This window comes from Candidatus Hydrogenedentota bacterium, from assembly GCA_019637335.1.
Taxonomy (GTDB): Bacteria; Hydrogenedentota; Hydrogenedentia; order Hydrogenedentales; family JAEUWI01; genus JAEUWI01.
On record JAHBVV010000049.1, the window covers coordinates 1 to 17,226 of the forward strand.

Annotated in this window: 12 protein-coding genes; 11 read left to right on the top strand and 1 reads right to left on the bottom strand. The window is 64.6% G+C overall.

Going from position 1 to position 17,226, the window contains the following annotated elements:
* Positions 1-107: 107 nt before the first annotated feature.
* Positions 108-1,091 carry a hypothetical protein gene (locus KF886_26570; protein MBX3180928.1) on the top strand — a complete coding sequence of 328 codons (984 nt, stop codon included), beginning with the start codon at positions 108-110 and terminating at the stop codon, positions 1,089-1,091.
* A 14-nt stretch (positions 1,092-1,105) separates the two neighbouring features.
* Here KF886_26570 and KF886_26575 read toward each other — a convergent pair whose 3' ends face one another.
* The gene (locus KF886_26575; protein MBX3180929.1) at positions 1,106-2,470 is read right to left on the bottom strand and encodes a BNR-4 repeat-containing protein; all 1,365 of its coding nucleotides are present in this window, start codon (positions 2,468-2,470) and stop codon (positions 1,106-1,108) included.
* A gap of 658 nt (positions 2,471-3,128) precedes the next feature.
* Here KF886_26575 and KF886_26580 point away from each other — a divergent pair.
* The 10 genes from KF886_26580 to KF886_26625 all read left to right on the top strand — a co-directional run bounded on the left by KF886_26580 (position 3,129) and on the right by KF886_26625 (position 16,711).
* Positions 3,129-3,875 carry a hypothetical protein gene (locus KF886_26580; protein MBX3180930.1) on the top strand — a complete coding sequence of 249 codons (747 nt, stop codon included), beginning with the start codon at positions 3,129-3,131 and terminating at the stop codon, positions 3,873-3,875.
* Between the two features lie 17 nt (positions 3,876-3,892).
* A complete protein-coding gene (locus KF886_26585) occupies positions 3,893-5,194 on the top strand; it encodes a B12-binding domain-containing radical SAM protein (protein MBX3180931.1) in 1,302 nt (433 codons plus the stop codon).
* 51 nt (positions 5,195-5,245) lie between these two features.
* A complete protein-coding gene (locus tag KF886_26590) occupies positions 5,246-6,649 on the top strand; it encodes a DUF1501 domain-containing protein (protein ID MBX3180932.1) in 1,404 nt (467 codons plus the stop codon).
* A gap of 353 nt (positions 6,650-7,002) precedes the next feature.
* Positions 7,003-7,728 (top strand): MBL fold metallo-hydrolase, encoded by a 726-nt coding sequence (locus tag KF886_26595; GenBank protein MBX3180933.1) that lies wholly within the window; start codon positions 7,003-7,005, stop codon positions 7,726-7,728.
* Positions 7,729-8,071: 343 nt separating this feature from the next.
* The gene (locus KF886_26600) at positions 8,072-8,521 is read left to right on the top strand and encodes a hypothetical protein (protein ID MBX3180934.1); all 450 of its coding nucleotides are present in this window, start codon (positions 8,072-8,074) and stop codon (positions 8,519-8,521) included.
* Between the two features lie 154 nt (positions 8,522-8,675).
* Positions 8,676-9,491 carry an aldolase gene (locus KF886_26605; protein MBX3180935.1) on the top strand — a complete coding sequence of 272 codons (816 nt, stop codon included), beginning with the start codon at positions 8,676-8,678 and terminating at the stop codon, positions 9,489-9,491.
* Between the two features lie 865 nt (positions 9,492-10,356).
* A complete protein-coding gene (locus KF886_26610; protein MBX3180936.1) occupies positions 10,357-13,053 on the top strand; it encodes a glucosidase in 2,697 nt (898 codons plus the stop codon).
* 49 nt (positions 13,054-13,102) lie between these two features.
* Entirely contained in the window at positions 13,103-14,359 is a 1,257-nt protein-coding gene (locus KF886_26615; GenBank protein ID MBX3180937.1) for an alkaline ceramidase, read from the top strand.
* A 28-nt stretch (positions 14,360-14,387) separates the two neighbouring features.
* On the top strand, positions 14,388-15,398 hold the full coding sequence (locus KF886_26620) for an MBL fold metallo-hydrolase (protein MBX3180938.1): 1,011 nt from the start codon (positions 14,388-14,390) through the stop codon (positions 15,396-15,398).
* A complete protein-coding gene (locus tag KF886_26625; GenBank protein ID MBX3180939.1) occupies positions 15,395-16,711 on the top strand; it encodes a hypothetical protein in 1,317 nt (438 codons plus the stop codon). The genes KF886_26620 and KF886_26625 overlap by 4 nt, the downstream gene beginning before the upstream one ends.
* Positions 16,712-17,226 lie beyond the last annotated feature (515 nt).

A 17,226-nucleotide genomic window follows, 5' to 3' on the forward strand; every position in this document is an offset into this window, starting at 1 on the left:
ACATTGAGCGCAACACGCGACGCCTGTTCCGCGCGTGGCGCCCTGCCCGTTTGTATGGTACACTGGCCGTTTTGGGGGGCACAGAAACAAAGCAGGAGGTAGTACGCATGGACTTGCAACTTGGGCGCGCGTTTGGAATTGTAGTGCAGACCGTTCCGTATATTGTCTACCGCGCGGCGGTGTATGGATGTATCGCGGCGGCGATGGCGGCGTTTCTGCTGGTGCTCGCGCTTGTCGGCTGGGTTTTCGGCTCGGGCGCGGCGATCGTGCTCTTCTTCATCTGTATGATCGGCGGCGGTGTGCTGGGTGTCGGCCGCCTCATCCGGGAATACGTCCTCTACATGCTCCAGGCGGGCCACATCGCGCTGATCACGGAAATCGTGGAGAACGGCAAGCTGCCGGCGGGCGTCTCCCAGACGCGCTGGGCGCGCGACCGGGTGATGCAGTATTTTCGGGAGGTGAGCGCGCTTGCGGCGGTCGATCTCTTGCTCGACGGCATTATCCGCTTGTTGAACCGGCGCCTCTTTAATGTGATGACGGCGCTTCCGATCCCGGGCATGGATGGCGTCGCGAAGATCGCCGGGAAAATCGTCGATTTCAGCCTCACCTACGTGGACGAGTCGGTCATCGCGCACACCTTCCGCACGAAAAACGAGAACGTGTTTGACGCCGCGAAGTCCGGTGTCGTGCTCTACGCGCAGTCCTGGCAGGCCATTCTGAAAAACGCGGTTGCCGTCACGCTGCTGAGCTACGTCTTCGGGATCGTGGCGTCCATCATCTTCCTCATTCCGCTCGGGCTGCTGGCGCTCCTGCTCCCGGAGACGTGGGTGGTCGCGAAATTCTTCCTCTTCGTGTTCGGGATCTTCCTGGGGGCGAGCGCGAAGTGGATCCTCTTCGATCCCATCGCCTGCACCTCCACGATTCTCACGTTCCTCAAGGAAAGCGAAGGCCAGGAGCCGAACCCGGAATGGGAAGCGCGCATCAGCGGGGTCAGCGACCAGTTCAACGAACTGAAGCGAAAGGCGTCGGAGCGCATGGCCGAGATGCAGGGAAGCGCAAACCCGCCGGAGCCCGCGCCGGACGAGGCGTAAGGCCGGCCCGCTCCTCATTCCACCGGGATGGGCGCGGCGTCGTCTCCTTCCATGGAGTACGGCAGCGTGAATACCCGGGTTCCGCCGGAATTCGTGAAGTGGATCCGGGACGGGGAAAACGCGCTCGAATCGGCGTCCGCCCAGAAGGCGTAGAAGGGATCGCGCGGGTTGTGGGGGCGGCGTATGTAGGAATGGTTGCCCGTGCTGTCGCGGGTGACCTGGCGTTCGAGCGCCCAGGTGGCGCCCGCGTCCGTGGAGGCCCAGAGCCCCACCTCGCCGCCGGTATGCCACGGCTGCGGCCCCGCCAGCGCCGGCGCGATGACGGTCCAGCGATCGCCCTCGATATAGAAACTGCCGGCATCGTAGTTGTGATCCGACTCCGTGACCGTACTGGTGGCCCATTCCCCGCCGGTCCAGCGCGTTACGCGCCATTCGCGCGGCCCGTTTTCGGGGCCCGGCTCGTGGCCCCGGCTGGTGAGGTAGAGGATCGCCGGCCGCCCGGCGCCGTCGAAGATCAGCTTCTGGATGTAGACGTTCCGGCCCTCGGATTCGTAGTCCAGCACCAGCGCGGGATTTTCCTTCTCCGCGAGCGGCGTCTCGACGGTCTCGCCCGACACCGTGGTCCAGGTGGCGCCGAAATCCGCCGTCTGGATGTAGTAGAGGTTGGTGCGCTTGTCGACGTTTCCGCCGGGGTGGTAGTTGAAGGCCGTGCCGGCCATCGCGCCGTGCAGGCGGCTCACTTCGTAATGGCCGCCGAATCCGGCGAGTTTCCGCTGCCCGCTCCACGCGCGCCCGTCCGGGCTGGTTTCCCAGTAGAGCTCCCGGCCCCGCGTGTACTTGGTGAGGAGGTGTAGAAAGCCGCGCCCGGGCACGGGCCAGACCTGGGAATAGGTCTGCTCGCGCTCGGCAATCTGCTCGAACTCCGCCACGGAATACGGCGCGGTCGCTCGGAATATCTGGCCGGGGCGGTGGCGGCCGCGGCCCGCGACAAAGACCCAGACGCGCCCGTCTTCGTCGATGGCGATACTGGCGTTGTCGTGCGGGTCGTCCACGCCGCGCTGGTCGCGCACGATGGTCGGCCTCGGCACGCGCCCCGTCGTGTGATCATAGTACGCCGCCATCGTGAGGAGATAGCGCTCCTCGGGGCTGGTCGTTCCCGAGTACACGAAAAAGGTCTTGTCGGCCTCGGGCGCATACACGGCCATCGGCGTCAGCGTGTGCGACCAGGCGAATGCCGATCCCGCCGAGTACTTGTCGCCGTATTCCCCCTGGATCTGGCCCAGCGTGAACCAGATGCCCCGGTATCCGTCCACCGTCCGGGTGTAGGTGTAGAAGCGCGTTTCCCGCGATTCGGTCTGCTCGCCGAGGGCCACCTCGATGCGCGCGGTATACGCGGCATCCGGCGCAAGATCGCGAAATACCCACGAGCGCCCGGGTGGGTCCCCGGCGCGCTCGAGCCGATCCGAAACGTCCGCGCCATTCAAGATAAGCCGGGCCTCCACCTCCGCCGAAAGTGCTTCCGGTACCGAGAACTGAAACCCCGCCGCCGGATCGACCAGGCCGCCCGCCGCAAAGGGCCTCGGGAACGTGATGGCCGGCGGTTCGGCACTGTGCGCGGCGAACGCGAGGAATCCAGCCAGGACAATGACGAGTGTAATAGCGCTGCAATTGGAATATTTCACGAAACGAAGCTTCCTTCGGATGGGTCGTTGGGATATGGTTCGGCGCGCGGGCGGCGCGATTTGCATGCTACCCGAGCCGCACGGGGGATGCAAGCTGTGCGCGCGCCGGGCACTCGAATTTGGACCTCGTGTACGAGCCGTTCGCCGTTCGAAACACCGCAAACCCGGGAAAAGGTGCGTGTTGGAGCGCCGGCATCCCTGCCGGCAAGGTCGGGGATTCGCCGCGGGGCAATCGTGACGACGGACCCAATGCGGCCATTTCGATGGAACAGACGCGGACGCCGGGGTATTATGGGGAGACGCGGGCCGCAGAATCGAGGGCGGCTTGATGGCAATCCCAACCTGAGGGCGTGGCATGGACTGGAAGAGCGATTGGCGGGAAGTGCTGGTTACGGAAGCAAAGTTTCTCATGCTGCGACCGGTGCGCCCCGATATGCGGCGCCTTGGGCGGCATTACCTGGCCTTTGGACTGGCGGCAACGTGGATAGCGGGTGTTGGGCGTTACTGGGACCACCCGAAAGCGCAGTGGTGGCAATACGCCGGGCTGGGATCGCTGGCCTATATTTTTGTGCTCGCGCTGATCCTCTGGCTGCTGATCTGGCCGCTGCGCCCGGCGAACTGGTCGTATGTCGGGGTACTGACCTTTCTGGGGATGACGTCGCCGCCGGCGATTCTTTACGCGGTCCCAGTCGAGCGGTTCATGAGCCTCGGCGCGGCGCAGAGCATGAACGTCGCTTTCCTGCTGGCCGTCGCGGTGTGGCGGGTGGTTCTGCTGGTGCTGTTCCTGCTGCGTTCGGCGCGCCTGAGTCCGGGCCTGGTGGCGATCGCGGCGCCGCTTCCGCTGGCGCTGATCGTAGCCGCGCTGGCGGTTCTAAACCTTGAGCATGTAGTTTTTGACTTGATGGCGGGAATACGACCGGAAGATCAATCCCCCCATGACGCCGCCTACAATGTATTGATTTTCATGACATTACTGTCCTACATCTCTTCGCCGCTGCTGCTTATTATGTATCTGGTGGCGATCGGCAAGGCCTGGACCGGACCCCGCCCGGTCGAGAGTGCTCCTCAAGAGGCGCTTGATGAAAGCGGGAGGACCCCGTGAAACTGGGCCTGATCGCCATGAGCGGCGTGCGGGTGCGAAACGCCGCGTTGCTGGAGCTGGGGCTGACCTTGCCGGGGTTCGTCGAGCGCAGCCGCGTTATCGCGTCGCTGCCCAGCCTGGCGCTGCTGACGCTGGCGGGCATGACGCCGCGGGCCTTCGACGTGACCTACGTGGAAGTTCCGGATCTTGAGGCCATACAGGAGCTTCCGGGAGACTTCGACGCCGTGGCGATATCGAGTTTTTCGGCAATGATCAAAGACGCCTACACGCTCGCGGACCGATATCGCGCGGCCGGCGCGAAGGTTATCCTGGGCGGACTTCACGTTACCGCGATGCCGGGGGAAGCGCGGCGGCACGCGGATGCAATCGTGATCGGCGAAGCGGAACCCGTGTGGACGAAACTCCTTTCGGATCTGTTACGCGGAGACCTGGCCCCGGTGTACGATGCGCGCGGCGTTGCGTTCAACCTCGCGGACGCTCCGATGCCGCGTTTCGATCTGCTCGACGTTGGCCGATACAACCGGTTGACCGTGCAAACCCAGCGCGGTTGCCCGTTCTCTTGCGAGTTCTGCGCCGCGAGCATCCGCCTGTCGCCGAATTTCAAGGTGAAGCCCGTGGAGAAGGTGGTTTCCGAAGTCCGCCGGATCAAGGAAATCTGGCGGCGTCCGTTTATCGAGTTGGCGGACGACAATACGTTCGCGAACCGGGCGCACGGAAGGCGGCTTGCGCGCGCGCTGGCGGCGGAGAATATCCGGTGGTTCACAGAAACGGATATCTCCATCGCGGACGACCCGGAACTGCTGGCAATCTTGCGCGACAGCGGCTGTGCGCAGGTCTTGATCGGGTTGGAATACCCAAACCGCGCTGGCGTCGAAGGCATCGAACAGAAGGCAAACTGGAAGGCGCGGCGGGCCGATCGCTACCTGGAAGCGATTGAACGCATCCAGTCGCACGGGATCAGCGTGAATGGATGCTTCATTCTCGGTTTGGACGGAACGGACGAGCGCAGTTTTGGCGAGGTGCTTGATTTCGTTGAGCGGAGTGGACTCTACGAGGTGCAGGTTACGGTGCAGACGCCTTTTCCGGGAACGCCGCTGTATGAACGCCTCCTGCGCACAGGCCGGCTGCTCGAACCGGAGGCCTGGGAGCGGTGCACCCTTTTCGATGTGAATTTTCGGCCGGATACGATGTCAGTAGCGCTTCTCGAACAGGGATTTCACCAATTGATCGCCGAAGTATATCGCGAAGATCGGGTGCGCGCCCGGCGGGCCGCCTTCAAACGAAGGCTACGCACCGTTTCGGGGCGACCAGGTGGTTGATTTCGCCATTCTGCGCTATACTGTGGGCCGGCCAGGAGTTACCCTTAGACCATGCGTAACAATCACGTCCGTCACCCGCGCGGCCTCTCCCGCCGCGAGGCGCTGAAAACCTTCGCGAACGGCTTCGGCATGCTGGGGCTGGCGGGCCTCCTCGCGCCCGGAACGGCGACCGGCGCGCCGGGGCATGTCGTCCCGCGCGCGAAGCGCATAATCTTCCTGTTCATGTCGGGCGGGCCGTCCCATGTGGACCTCTTCGACCCGAAGCCACGGCTTCAGGCGGAAAGCGGGCAGCCCCTGCCCTTCGCGAAGCCGGCGCTCGAGCGCACGAAGACCGGCAACCTGCTCGCCTCCCCCTGGACCTTCTCCCGGCACGGCGAAAGTGGCCTCGAAGTCAGCGAATTGCTTCCCCATACCGCGTCCTGCGCGGACGACCTCTGCGTCATCCGGTCGATGGTGGCGGACAACATCAACCACAACGGCGCGTGCCTCCAGATGAACACGGGCGAGCAGACCTTCTCGCGCCCGAGCCTGGGTTCGTGGCTCTTGTACGGCCTGGGGAGCGAGACGCAGGACTTGCCCGGCTTTGTGGTGCTCAGCCCCGCGCAGCCGGCCCAGGGCGCCCCGCTGTGGGGGTCGAGCTTCCTCCCCGCCGCCTACCAGGGCACGCTCGTGGCCGACCTCGACCAGCCGATCGCCAACCTGGCCAATGCGCGCTTTTCCCGGGACACGCAGCGCGCGCAGCTGGATATCCTCGAGGAGTTGAACCGGTCCCACGCCGCCGAACGCGCGGAGGACAGCCGCCTCGACGCGCGGATCGCCTCGTTCGAGCTGGCCTACCGGATGCAGCGCGAGGCCCCGGACGCCTTCGGCATCGCCGGCGAGTCGGAAGCCACAAAGAAGCTGTACGGCCTCGACGATCCGGTTACGGAGATCTTCGGCAAGCAGTGCCTGATGGCGCGGCGCCTGGCCGAACGCGGCGTGCGCTGCATTCAGGTCTACCACACGCAGACGTCAAAGCGCTCAAGCTGCCAGCTCTGGGATCAACACGGGGGCCTGCGCCAGGAGCTCGCGGCGAATTGTGCGGCGACGGACAAGCCCGTGGCCGGCCTGCTGAAGGATCTCAAGTCGCGCGGCATGCTGGACGACACCCTTGTGCTGTGGGGCGGCGAGTTCGGGCGCACGCCGACGGCGGAGGGCGACAACGGCCGCGAGCACCATCCCTTCGGGTTCACGATGTGGATGGCGGGCGGCGGCGTCCAGGGCGGGCTCGCCTACGGCGCAACCGACGAATACGGCTGGCACGCGGTGGACAAGAAAGTGCACGTGCACGATCTCCACGCCACGATCCTGCACCTCATGGGCCTCGACCACGAGCGCCTGACCTACCGCTATGCCGGCCGCGACTACCGCCTCACCGATGTGTACGGAAACGTCGTCCGGGACATTATTGCCTGAGCGACGCATCCGCCGCCGGAAGCCGCGTTGCGCTGGCCGAAACAATCGGGCGCTCGCATAGCAGGATCGTGGACATTCGAGTCCGCGGCAAAGTGGGCTCGGGACATAAAGACGCCCAGTACGTCTGGAATAGAAACCCGGCGTCACCAGAAGCGGAACGCATTGGGATGCGGAGCCACTTCGCAAGCGCATCGATCACGAGAAGTCTTGCCATGGTTCTGCCGCGGGCGGGAATGCCCGCGATCCTCTGAGTCGCGCCACGCATCCTGGGCGGATCCGGTGTTTGACATGTTCGGGGAAGAAGCATAGCATAGCCGTACTGGGCCGCAGGGAAACGAGGAAGGAACCACGGCATGGCGGAAATCCATGAAATCGCCCCGGATGTATTTCGCATCAGCGTCTACGTGAAGGACTTTGATCTCCAGTTCAACCATTTCCTCGTGCGGGACGAAGAGCCGCTGTTGTACCACGCGGGAATGCGCCGGATGTTCCCGGAGCTGCACGAGGCCGTTTCGCGCATTATCGATCCGGCGGACCTGCGGTGGATCAGCTGGAGCCATTTCGAGGTGGACGAGTGCGGCGGGCTGAACCACTGGCTGGATGCCGCGCCGAACGCCGTGCCCGCGTGCAGCCTGGTCGGGGCGATGGTCAACCTGAGCGATTTCTCCGATCGCCCGCCGAAGGGCCTGACGCGGGGCGAGGCGCTGGAAACGGGCAAGTACCGCTTCCGGTTTCATCCCACGCCGCACCTGCCGCACGGCTGGGACGCGGGTGTCCTGTTTGAAGAGACGCAGGGCATCCTCTTCTGCTCGGATCTCTTTCACCAGACCGGCGAACGCGAGGCGCTCATGGAGGACGCGAGCCTGCTCGAACGCACGCGCGACGCCATGGCGCACTACGAGGCCGGCCCGCTGATGGCCTACCTGCCCTACACCCCCAATACCAGCCGCCTGCTTGGCGAACTCGCGGGCTTTAATCCGCGGACGCTGGCCATCATGCATGGCTCCAGCTACACGGGCGACGGCGCGGCCATGCTGCGCGATCTCGGGCCGGTCCTCGAGGGCATCTACGGGGGGTAGAACGTGGCGTGGTTGATCATGGGGCGTTGCTTCGCCTATTGAGGGTGAAAAATGTACGGCGGCTTCGCCGCCTGGCAGGCGGGGACGCCCACCACGGCGCGTCTTCGACCTGCGCTCCCAGCCTTTGACGCTTCCTTGTTTACACGTGCTGTAACTTGGTTTGGATGGGACAGATATGGGGATGTTGAGGCGTGAATTTTCGGAGCAGGCTTCTCGCCTGTGATTGCGCGCCCCCCCAAAAAACCGGGGTTGCAATTTTCCGGCCGCCGTGTTACAAAAGGTGCAGCAGTGTTACCGGCCGCGAACAACGTCATCCGGCGCGCGGCCCAGCGTGAGGATCGCCATGCGCTCGAGCTACGCCTCCGAACAGCACGTTTGCACACTTTCGCCGCCCAGTGTGGTCCGGCTGCTCTGGCCGCACGCGGAGGCTACCGCCGAACGCGCGGTGGAGCGGCTCGGCGGGCCCCTGCGCCAGAGCAACCTGGAGCAATTTCTCCGGGACACGACCTGCCTGGGCTGTCCCACGTCGCTCTACTTCGATCCCGACACCGGACCCGTGGCCGAACCCGAGTTTTCCGAGGAGGAGGATGAGCGCCACTGCTGCCTTCACATTCACCCCCGGTACAGCGACTACCCCGAAGCGATCACCTATATCGTCGCGTACATGGCCGCGTCGATTATCTACGGCGATGACGCCGACCCCGCCCTGAAGGAACGGCTCGGGGCGAAACTCGTGCAGCAACCGCGGGAAGCCTTCGCGCGACGCATGAACGCCTGGGCCGAACTCCGCTGATCGCCGCCTGCGTACGGTTCAAGGGTTCGGTCGGTTTGAGGGGCCTCCTTTCCGCCTGCCATCGGCTCGATTTGGCCCGGGTGTTTTCGCTAAGGTAACCGCACGCCCGCGTTTCCCCCATATTCCCCGTGTTAACCCTGGAAAGCATCTTCCCATGGATGGCAAAGCCCTCAAACAGGCCCTCCGCGCCGGCAGGCGCGTCTACGGCACCTGCGTGGTGTCGCCGTCGCCGCTCTGGCCCGCGATGATCGCCGGTACCGGCCTCGATTTCGTCTTCATCGACACCGAGCATATTCCCCTGGAGCGCGCCGAAGTCTCCTGGATGTGCCAGACCTTCAGCGCGCGCGGGCTCGCGCCGATCGTCCGCATTCCGCTCCCCGATCCCTATGAGGCCTGCAAGGTGCTCGACGGCGGCGCGTCCGGCGTGGTGGCGCCTTACCTGGAGCGCGTCTCCGACGTGCAGGCGCTGCGCGGCGCGGTTAAGTACCGCCCGCTCAAGGGGCAGCGCCTCGATCGCGTGCTGGCGGGCGAGCCGCTCGATGATACCCTGGCGGCCTACCTCGGCAACTACGCCGCCGACAAGCTCATGATCGTGAACATCGAAAGCGTGCCCGCCATCGACGCGCTGGACGATATCCTGTCCGTGCCGGATATCGACGCGCTGCTCGTGGGCCCCCACGATCTTTCCATCAGCCTGGGGATCCCGGAGCAATACCAGGACTCGCGCTTCACCCGCGCCATTACGACCATCATCGAAAAGGGCCGGGCGAAGGGCGTGGGCGTCGGCTTCCACTATTCCTTCGGCATCCAGGACGCCATCGCCTGGGCGCGCGCCGGGGCGAACTTCATCGTCCACAGCACGGACTACTTTCTGGTGCGCGACGCGCTCCGCCAGGACCTCGACCGCTTCCGCGACGCCCTGGGCGAGGAGCGGAGCGGCCCCGGGCGCGACGAGACGGTCGTGGTATAGCGCCCCAGGGCAATCGCATTTAAACTTCCAACTCGAGCCGAGCGCCACATGAACCACCTTCAATGTTATAAAGGGCGCGTGTTGGAGCGCTGGCATTTCGCCCGCGGCGAATCCCTGACCTTGCCGGCACAGATGCCGGCGCTCCAAAACGTTCACTATCGTTGATTCAAGGTTCCAAATCGACTCAAGTTTACGGCCCATCCGGTTTGAGCGTACGGGATTATTCATAGGCGCTTCTCCGTGCCCGAATTATCCGGAACCGTCGATGTAAGCCGGTTGGGGCCTCTGTTGGTGAAATCGTATCGACTGGCCTTTCGGCCCGAAGGGCCAGTGCAGCTCCCAGCCCCGGGCAACGCCCGGGGAATACGGGGACACCACCTTCCCCGCCCTGAAAGGGCAGCGCAGTGGTGAGCCGGTCCAGCGCTTCTGAATTTCAACTGCGCTGCCCTTTCAGGGCGTATAAGAAACCCACCGCTCAACCCCTGGGCGTTGCCCAGGGCTGAAAACTGCGTTGGCCCTTCGGGCCGAAAGAGTGCGTTGGCATCCAGTTCTGCTGCCGAAAATACGGCCTGCACCACAGACAAGGTTTAAGGAATCTCGTATCCGCTCATAGCGTCGCCGCTCGGAAATGAGAACCGAGTAATCTACCCTTAGCCGTCATCGTTGCCGAAGCACCTTCAAACCGGATGAGCCAAATTTACGCCCATATACCGAGATCGAGTATAAATGCGATTGCCCTGTATAGCGCCGGGCCCGGTTATACGCCGGCGCGCCGGGGATGCTACCATACCCGCTTTGCCGTCCGGCCCGCGCGGGCCCGGGACGGATCCAGGCGGGTCGGGATCAGGAAAGTCACACCACCGGAATGCAGCACGGAGATTCAGCGGAATTCATCCGCATCAAGGAAGACGCCGAGCGCGTCAGGAATTGGAAACGCTGGGGGCCCTACCTGTCCGACCGGCAATGGGGCACCGTGCGCGAGGATTACTCGCCCGATAGCGAGGTATGGACCCATTTCCTGCACGAGCACGCGCGCAGCCGCGCCTACCGCTGGGGCGAGGACGGCCTCCTTGGCATCAGCGATCGGCAGTGCCGCCTCTGCTTCGGCCTGGCCCTCTGGAACGGGCGCGATCACATCCTCAAGGAGCGCCTCTTCGGCCTGACCAACGGCGAGGGGAACCACGGCGAGGACGTGAAGGAGTGTTACTACTTCCTCGAAGCCACGCCCACGCACTCGTACCTGAAGGCGCTCTACAAATATCCGCAGGCGCCGTTCCCTTACGAGGAACTCATCGCGGAAAACGCGCGGCGGACCCGCCTGGAACCCGAATACGAGCTGATCGACACCGGCATCTTTGACGATGGCGCCTATTTCGATGTCTTCGTCGAATACGCCAAGGCCGACACCGACGACATCCTGATCCGGATTACCGTGGAGAACCGGGGCAACCAGCCGGCGGACATCCACGTGCTGCCCACGGTGTGGTTCCGAAACATCTGGCGATGGGGCGCCGAACACGAAAGCGGAAAGGCGAAGCCGAAGCTGTGGCGCGAGGGCCCCGGCGCCATCGGGTCGGAGCACGAGACCCTGGGGCGCTTCCGCTTTGCCATCGACGACGCCGAGGGCCCCGTGCCCCTGATCTTCACGGAGAACGACAGCAACCGTTCCCGGCTCTTCGGGGTGCCCAATGTAACGCGCTACGTCAAGGACGCGTTCCATGACTACGTTATTGCGGGCCGCGAGGCCGCCGTAAACCCGGAGGAGCGCGGGACCAAGGCGGCGGCGTGGTTCCGCAAGACGCTCCCGGCCGGCGGGTCGTGGCGCATTCAGGCGCGGCTTTACGCGGATCGGGAGACCGCGGAACCGCACTTCGGCCCGGCCTTCGACGCGTGCTTCGAACAGCGCCAGGTGGAGTCCCGCGCGTTTCACGAGGCCCACATGCCCGACGGCATGCCCGAATCATCCCGCCCGGTGCTCATCCAGGCGCGCGCGGGCCTGATCTGGTCCAAGCAATTCTACAACTACGTGGTGACCAACTGGCTCGAGGGCGACCCCAACTTTCAGAGCCCGCCCGCGTCCCGAAAGAAGGGGCGCAACAGCGAATGGAAACATCTGCACGCGCGCGACATCCTCTCCATGCCCGACACGTGGGAGTATCCGTGGTTTGCGGCGTGGGATACGGCGTTCCACATGCTGCCCTACGGGGAAATGGATCCCGGCTTCGCCAAGAACCAGCTCGAATTGTTCCTGCGCGAGTGGTACCTGCACCCGAATGGCCAGATACCGGCCTACGAGTTTAACTTCAGCGATGTGAACCCGCCCGTGCATGCCTGGGCCTGCTGGCGCGTGTTCAAAATGACCGGGGAGCGCGGCCACCGCGACCGGCAGTTTCTGGAGCGCGTTTTTCACAAGCTGCTCATGAATTTCACCTGGTGGGTCAACCGGAAAGACCCCCACGGCAACAACCTCTTCTCCGGCGGCTTCCTGGGGCTCGACAACATCGGGGTCTTCGATCGCTCCAAGCCCCTGCCGATGGGCGGTGAACTCGAACAGGCCGATGGCACGGCCTGGATGGCCTTCTATTGCTCGACCATGCTCGCCATGTCGCTCGAACTGGCCTGGAAAAACCCGGCCTACGAGGATATCGCCTCCAAATTCTTCGAGCATTTCGTCCACATCGTGGATGCGATGAACCACCTTGGCGAAAACGGCCTGTGGGACGAGGAGGACGGCTTCTACTACGATCAGGTGTACGCCGGCGGGCACGCCACGCCCATACGCGTACGCTCGCTGGTCGGCCTCATTCCGCTGCTTACCGTGGAGGTGCTCAAGGGCGAGCAAATCGAGAATCTGCACGGATTCCGCAAGCGCCTCGACTGGTTCCTGAACAACCGGCGCGATCTCCACCGCACGACGACCTACCTGGAGCGCCGCACGCGCCCCGACGGGAAGCGCTGGGAATTGCTGGCCATTCCCACACGCGATCGGCTCCTGCGCATACTGGCCTACATGCTCGACGAAAACGAGTTCCTCTCTCCGTACGGGATCCGGTCGCTCTCGCGCGTGCACGAGAAGGCGCCGTTCACCTACACGGATCCCGCATCCGGCAATTCCTGGACGGTGGCCTATGTGCCCGGCGAGTCCGATTCGGGCATGTTCGGCGGGAATTCCAATTGGCGCGGGCCGATCTGGTTCCCGCTGAACTACCTCCTGATCGAAGCGCTGGAACGCTATCACTACTTCTACGGCGACGACCTGAAGGTGGAATGCCCGACCGGCTCCGGTAACTACATGAACCTGCTTGAGGTGGCCCGCGAGGTCGCGAGCCGCCTGATCCGCTTGTTCAAGCCGGACGCGACGGGCGCGCGGCCCGCCCACGGCGGAGACCGGCGCTACGCCGAGGACCCGCACTGGAAGGACCTGATCCTCTTCTACGAATACTTCCACGGCGAGACGGGCGAGGGTCTAGGCGCGAGCCATCAGACCGGGTGGACCGCGCTCGTGACGCGCCTCATGACGCGGCACGATCTCAGCGCCGAGTCCGCCGCCGGAACCGATTAGTGGTCGAGTTGTTTTTCAGCGGCTGGCCATGCCGCGGAAAGGAGCGCCCATGCGCGGAATTACTGGAGCCCTGGTCCTGCTTGCCCTCGCCGCGGCCTGTTCGTTGCCCGTGATGGCGAATGCGCTGCACGCCGGGGCCGCTTCGGCGATCGTCTCGCCGCCCCCGGGCGCCTTCATCGCCGGGGACGCCCGAAACCGGCGCTTCGCCGGCGTGCATGATGATCTCTTCGCGCGGGCGGCCGTGATCAGCGATGGCGCGCGGGACCTGGCCCTGGTCGTGATCGACTGCATCGGCATGCTGCATCCCGACATTGAGCAGATCCGCGTGCGCGCCGCCGCGCACGCGGGACGGGCCGGCCTCACCCCGGAGCGCATTGTGGTTTCCTCGACGCACACCCACTGCGGCCCGGACGTGGTGGGCATCTGGGGGCCCGACGAAGTGACCAGCGGACGCGATGCGCTGTACATGGAGCGGCTGATCGACGCGGCGGCGGATCAGATCGTGCTCGCCGCCCAGCGCCTGCGGCCGGTTACCGCGCGGTGGGCCGCCGCCGAAGGCGATCACGAATGGGTGGAAAACATCTGCGAGCCGGAATTGCTTGATCGCACCCTCAGTATCATGCAGTTTGTCGGCGAAGACGGCGCCACCGTCGCGACCCTGACCAACTTCGCCTGCCACCCGACCGTCATGGATGGCGTCACCGATCAGGTCTCGTCCGATTATGTCGTCGGTTTCTACCGCGCCATGTCCGAGGCGCTCGGCGGAGAGCACCTGTTCCTCCAGGGCGCGATCGGCGGCTGGGTGCAGCCCGTGAAGGAGGGCCGCGGTTTCGCGCTCGCGGACCAGTACGGCGCCTCGGTCGCGGCGTCGGCCCTCGATGCTCTGAAATCCGCGGAGTCCGCCGATGCCGCGACAATCGAGTTCGCCAGCCGCAAACTCGAACTGCCACTGGAAAATGAAGGCTTCAAAGCGCTTGAATCCATCGGCGTGCTCACTCGGGGCAGCACGGAAACCATCCGGACGGAAGTCGCCTGGTTCCGGATCGGCCCGGTGCAGTTCGCCACGCATCCGGGGGAGACGTCGCCGATGTATTCGCTCCAGACCCGCGAGTTGATGGGGGAGGGGCCGCATTTCATTCTCGGCCTGACGCTCGACGCCCTCGGCTATATCCTGAAACCCGACTACTTCACCGATGCCGGCCGAAAGTACGCGGAATACCTCACCAGCATGTCCGTGGGGCCCGAAACCGGGCCGCGCATGATGGACGCGCTCAAGGCCATCATTCCGCCGGCCCCGAAACCCTGAATCCTAAGCGCAAGGAAACCATGTCCCCATGACCGGCGCGGAAAACATATCCCGCTATACCACCTCCGGCGGCGTCGAGGTTTACAAGTTCCCCGTTGACGCCTTTGAGAACCACGTCACCAACTGCTACCTCGTGCTGGCGGATGCGCTGACGCTGATTGATTGCTCTTCCGCCATCGATGACGCCAACGGATCCCTGGAGCGCTGCTTCGAGCGCGCCCGGAGCGAGTTCGGATTGACCGCGTCCCTCCGAGACGTGGACCGCCTCATTGTCACCCACGGGCACATCGATCACTTCGGCGGCGCCAACTACGTGCTGGAGCAGTCCGGCGCCGAAATCGCCATCCACGCGCTCGATGTATCCACGATTCAGAACTTCGAAGAGCGCACGATCGTCGCGGCGAAGGACCTGCAGATCTTCCTGGAGCGGTCGGGCGCGCGCGCGGAGATGGTGCGCGCCATGCTGGAGATGAACCGCTGGTCGAAGGGGCTCTTCAAGCCGGTAAAGGTGGACCGGGCCCTCCGCGAAGGCCCCATGCCGGACGGCCCCTTCACGATTTTTCACGCGCCGGGCCATTGCCCCGGACAGGTTTGCCTGTTGCTCGACGATATCCTCTTCACGGCGGACCATGTGCTCGACCGGATCACGCCGCACCAGTCGCCGGAGTTCATTACGCGGAATATGGGCATCGGCCACTATTTCGAGGCGCTGAAGAAGGTGCGTGAGGTGGACGGCGTGCGGATCGGCCTGGGCGGCCATCTCGGCGACATCCCGGATGTGCGCCAGCGCATCGACGAGACGATCGCGTTCCACGAACGCCGCCTGGAGAAAACCCTCGCGATCTGCCGGGAACCGCGCACCTTGGCGGAAGTCTCTATCGAGCTGTTCGGCCCGCGCGAGTCCTACCACATTCTCCTGGCGATCCTGGAGTCGGGCGCGCATGTGGAATACCTCTATGAGCGCGGCCTCCTCGAAGTCGTGAACCACGAGGCCATCGAGCACGCGTCCAATCCCGTGCTGGTGTACCAGGCCGTATGAGCGAGCCGCCGCCCAACAGCCCGCCGGAAAGGCCCCGCCGGCGCCGGAAGGACACGCCCTGGTCGCGCAAGCGGCGGCGCCTGCTCCTTATCGGCGGATGCCTTCTGCTGCCGTTGGTACCCGCCGTCGTGCTGCGCCTTGGCCTGGCCCGGGAGGCCCGGGATCTCGTTGCGGCCGCGGAGGCCCGGGGAATTCCGGTGACCGCCGAAGCCCTCAACGCCCGGCTTCCCGTTTTCGACCCGGAGGATCAGGAGAATATCGCCGCGCGCTACCTCGCCGCCGCGCGCGCCTATACGCCACCGCCCGGCGGTGAGCCCGTTTCGCTGCCGTTTTTTAGTGGGACGACGCTCGCGCCGCCCGCCGCCCTGGAACCGGAGCAGCGCGATCTCCTGTCGGCCCACATCGAGGCGAACACGGCCGTAATCGACGATCTCCTCACGATCAACGCCGCGGGCCCGGCCCGATACCTCGACTCCTATCCGCTTTCGCGGCGCGATCGCCTTTTGCATCTCCAGGCTGTCCATCCGCTCGTTTCGTTGCTCTGCGCCGCGTCGCTGCTGCACGCCGAGGCGGGGGAGGGGGACCGCGCCATCGCCGCGCTGGACGCCGCCGCCGGGTTGACGCGATCGCTGGAGCACGATGGCCTCCACATTGGACTCTTGTTTCAGTGGTCTATGGAAAGGACGATAATCGATGCGCTGGAGTATGCCCTGTGGCGCACGCCGCCCGATCCGGACCGCCTGGAGGACTTTGCGCGCCAGTTCTCCGTGGCCGCGCGCGAGGCCCGCCTGCGCCAGGTGCTGGAGACGGAACTCGGCCTCTTCGTGGCGCGTATTCGCGAGGGTAGAAGCGGCGGATTCGGACGCCGCGCGGTGTTGTCGGCCGGCGTGGGGGACGTGAACCTCCGCGAGGCGCTGGTGGCGGGGGAGTGTTTGCTCGCCTGGCCGGAGGCTGATTTTGAAGGACGCCAGGCGCTGGAGGCGCACTACGCCAGTCGCAAGAAGGCCTGGGAGCGGCGTCCGCTGTTGCACGCCACCCTGCTCCACTTCGGGCCGCCGGACGAATGGGCGCTGTTCCGGCTTGGGCTGGATCGGGCCGCGGTCGTGGAGGTGGCGCTCGCCGCGTTCCGTTATCGGCATGCCCACGGCCGTCTCCCGGCATCGCCCGCCGACCTCGCGCCCGCGTATCTCCCCGCAATTCCCCGGCTCGCGAGCAACGATGAGGAGCCCATCTTCGAGCCCATCGACGGCGGCATAACGGTGCGCGATCCAGGCCCGCTGGACGAGCCAATCCAGTTTTTCCTCGGAGGCTGAGCGCGGAGGGACTTTGGCATTCCCGCCCGAAATTTCGCCCCCGCACCTCCCGGATCCACCCCTCGGATTGGCATCCCGCCCGAACCTTCAACGTGCGCCAACGTGGCTTGGGCTTCCAGCCTGAGACAACGTGTGCGGTTTATTCAACCGGCCCATGAACGCTACAAGTAGAGCCACGGAATCTCCGTAGAGAAGAATCATTTCATCATTCGTACTACTATCCGTCATTACCTTGCTTTTTTAGAAAGTATATTGGAGAGTCAGCCGGTATTGCATTCATACAAAAGGGGTTGTGTAGCCAAAGTGCGGTTTCGAGATTCGGCCCCGTCTATCGGTAAAGCCTTCAGAAAACGCCCCGAAGGGGCACGGCAGCTTAGAGCCCCGGGCAACGCCTGGGGTTAACGGAATAGGTTTCCTGTAAGCCCTGAAAGGGCGGCGGGGTTCTTGCTCGTACGCTGAACTGTGCTGCCCTTTCAGGGCGAATCAAAACTACACCACGCTTTTCCCTGGGCGTT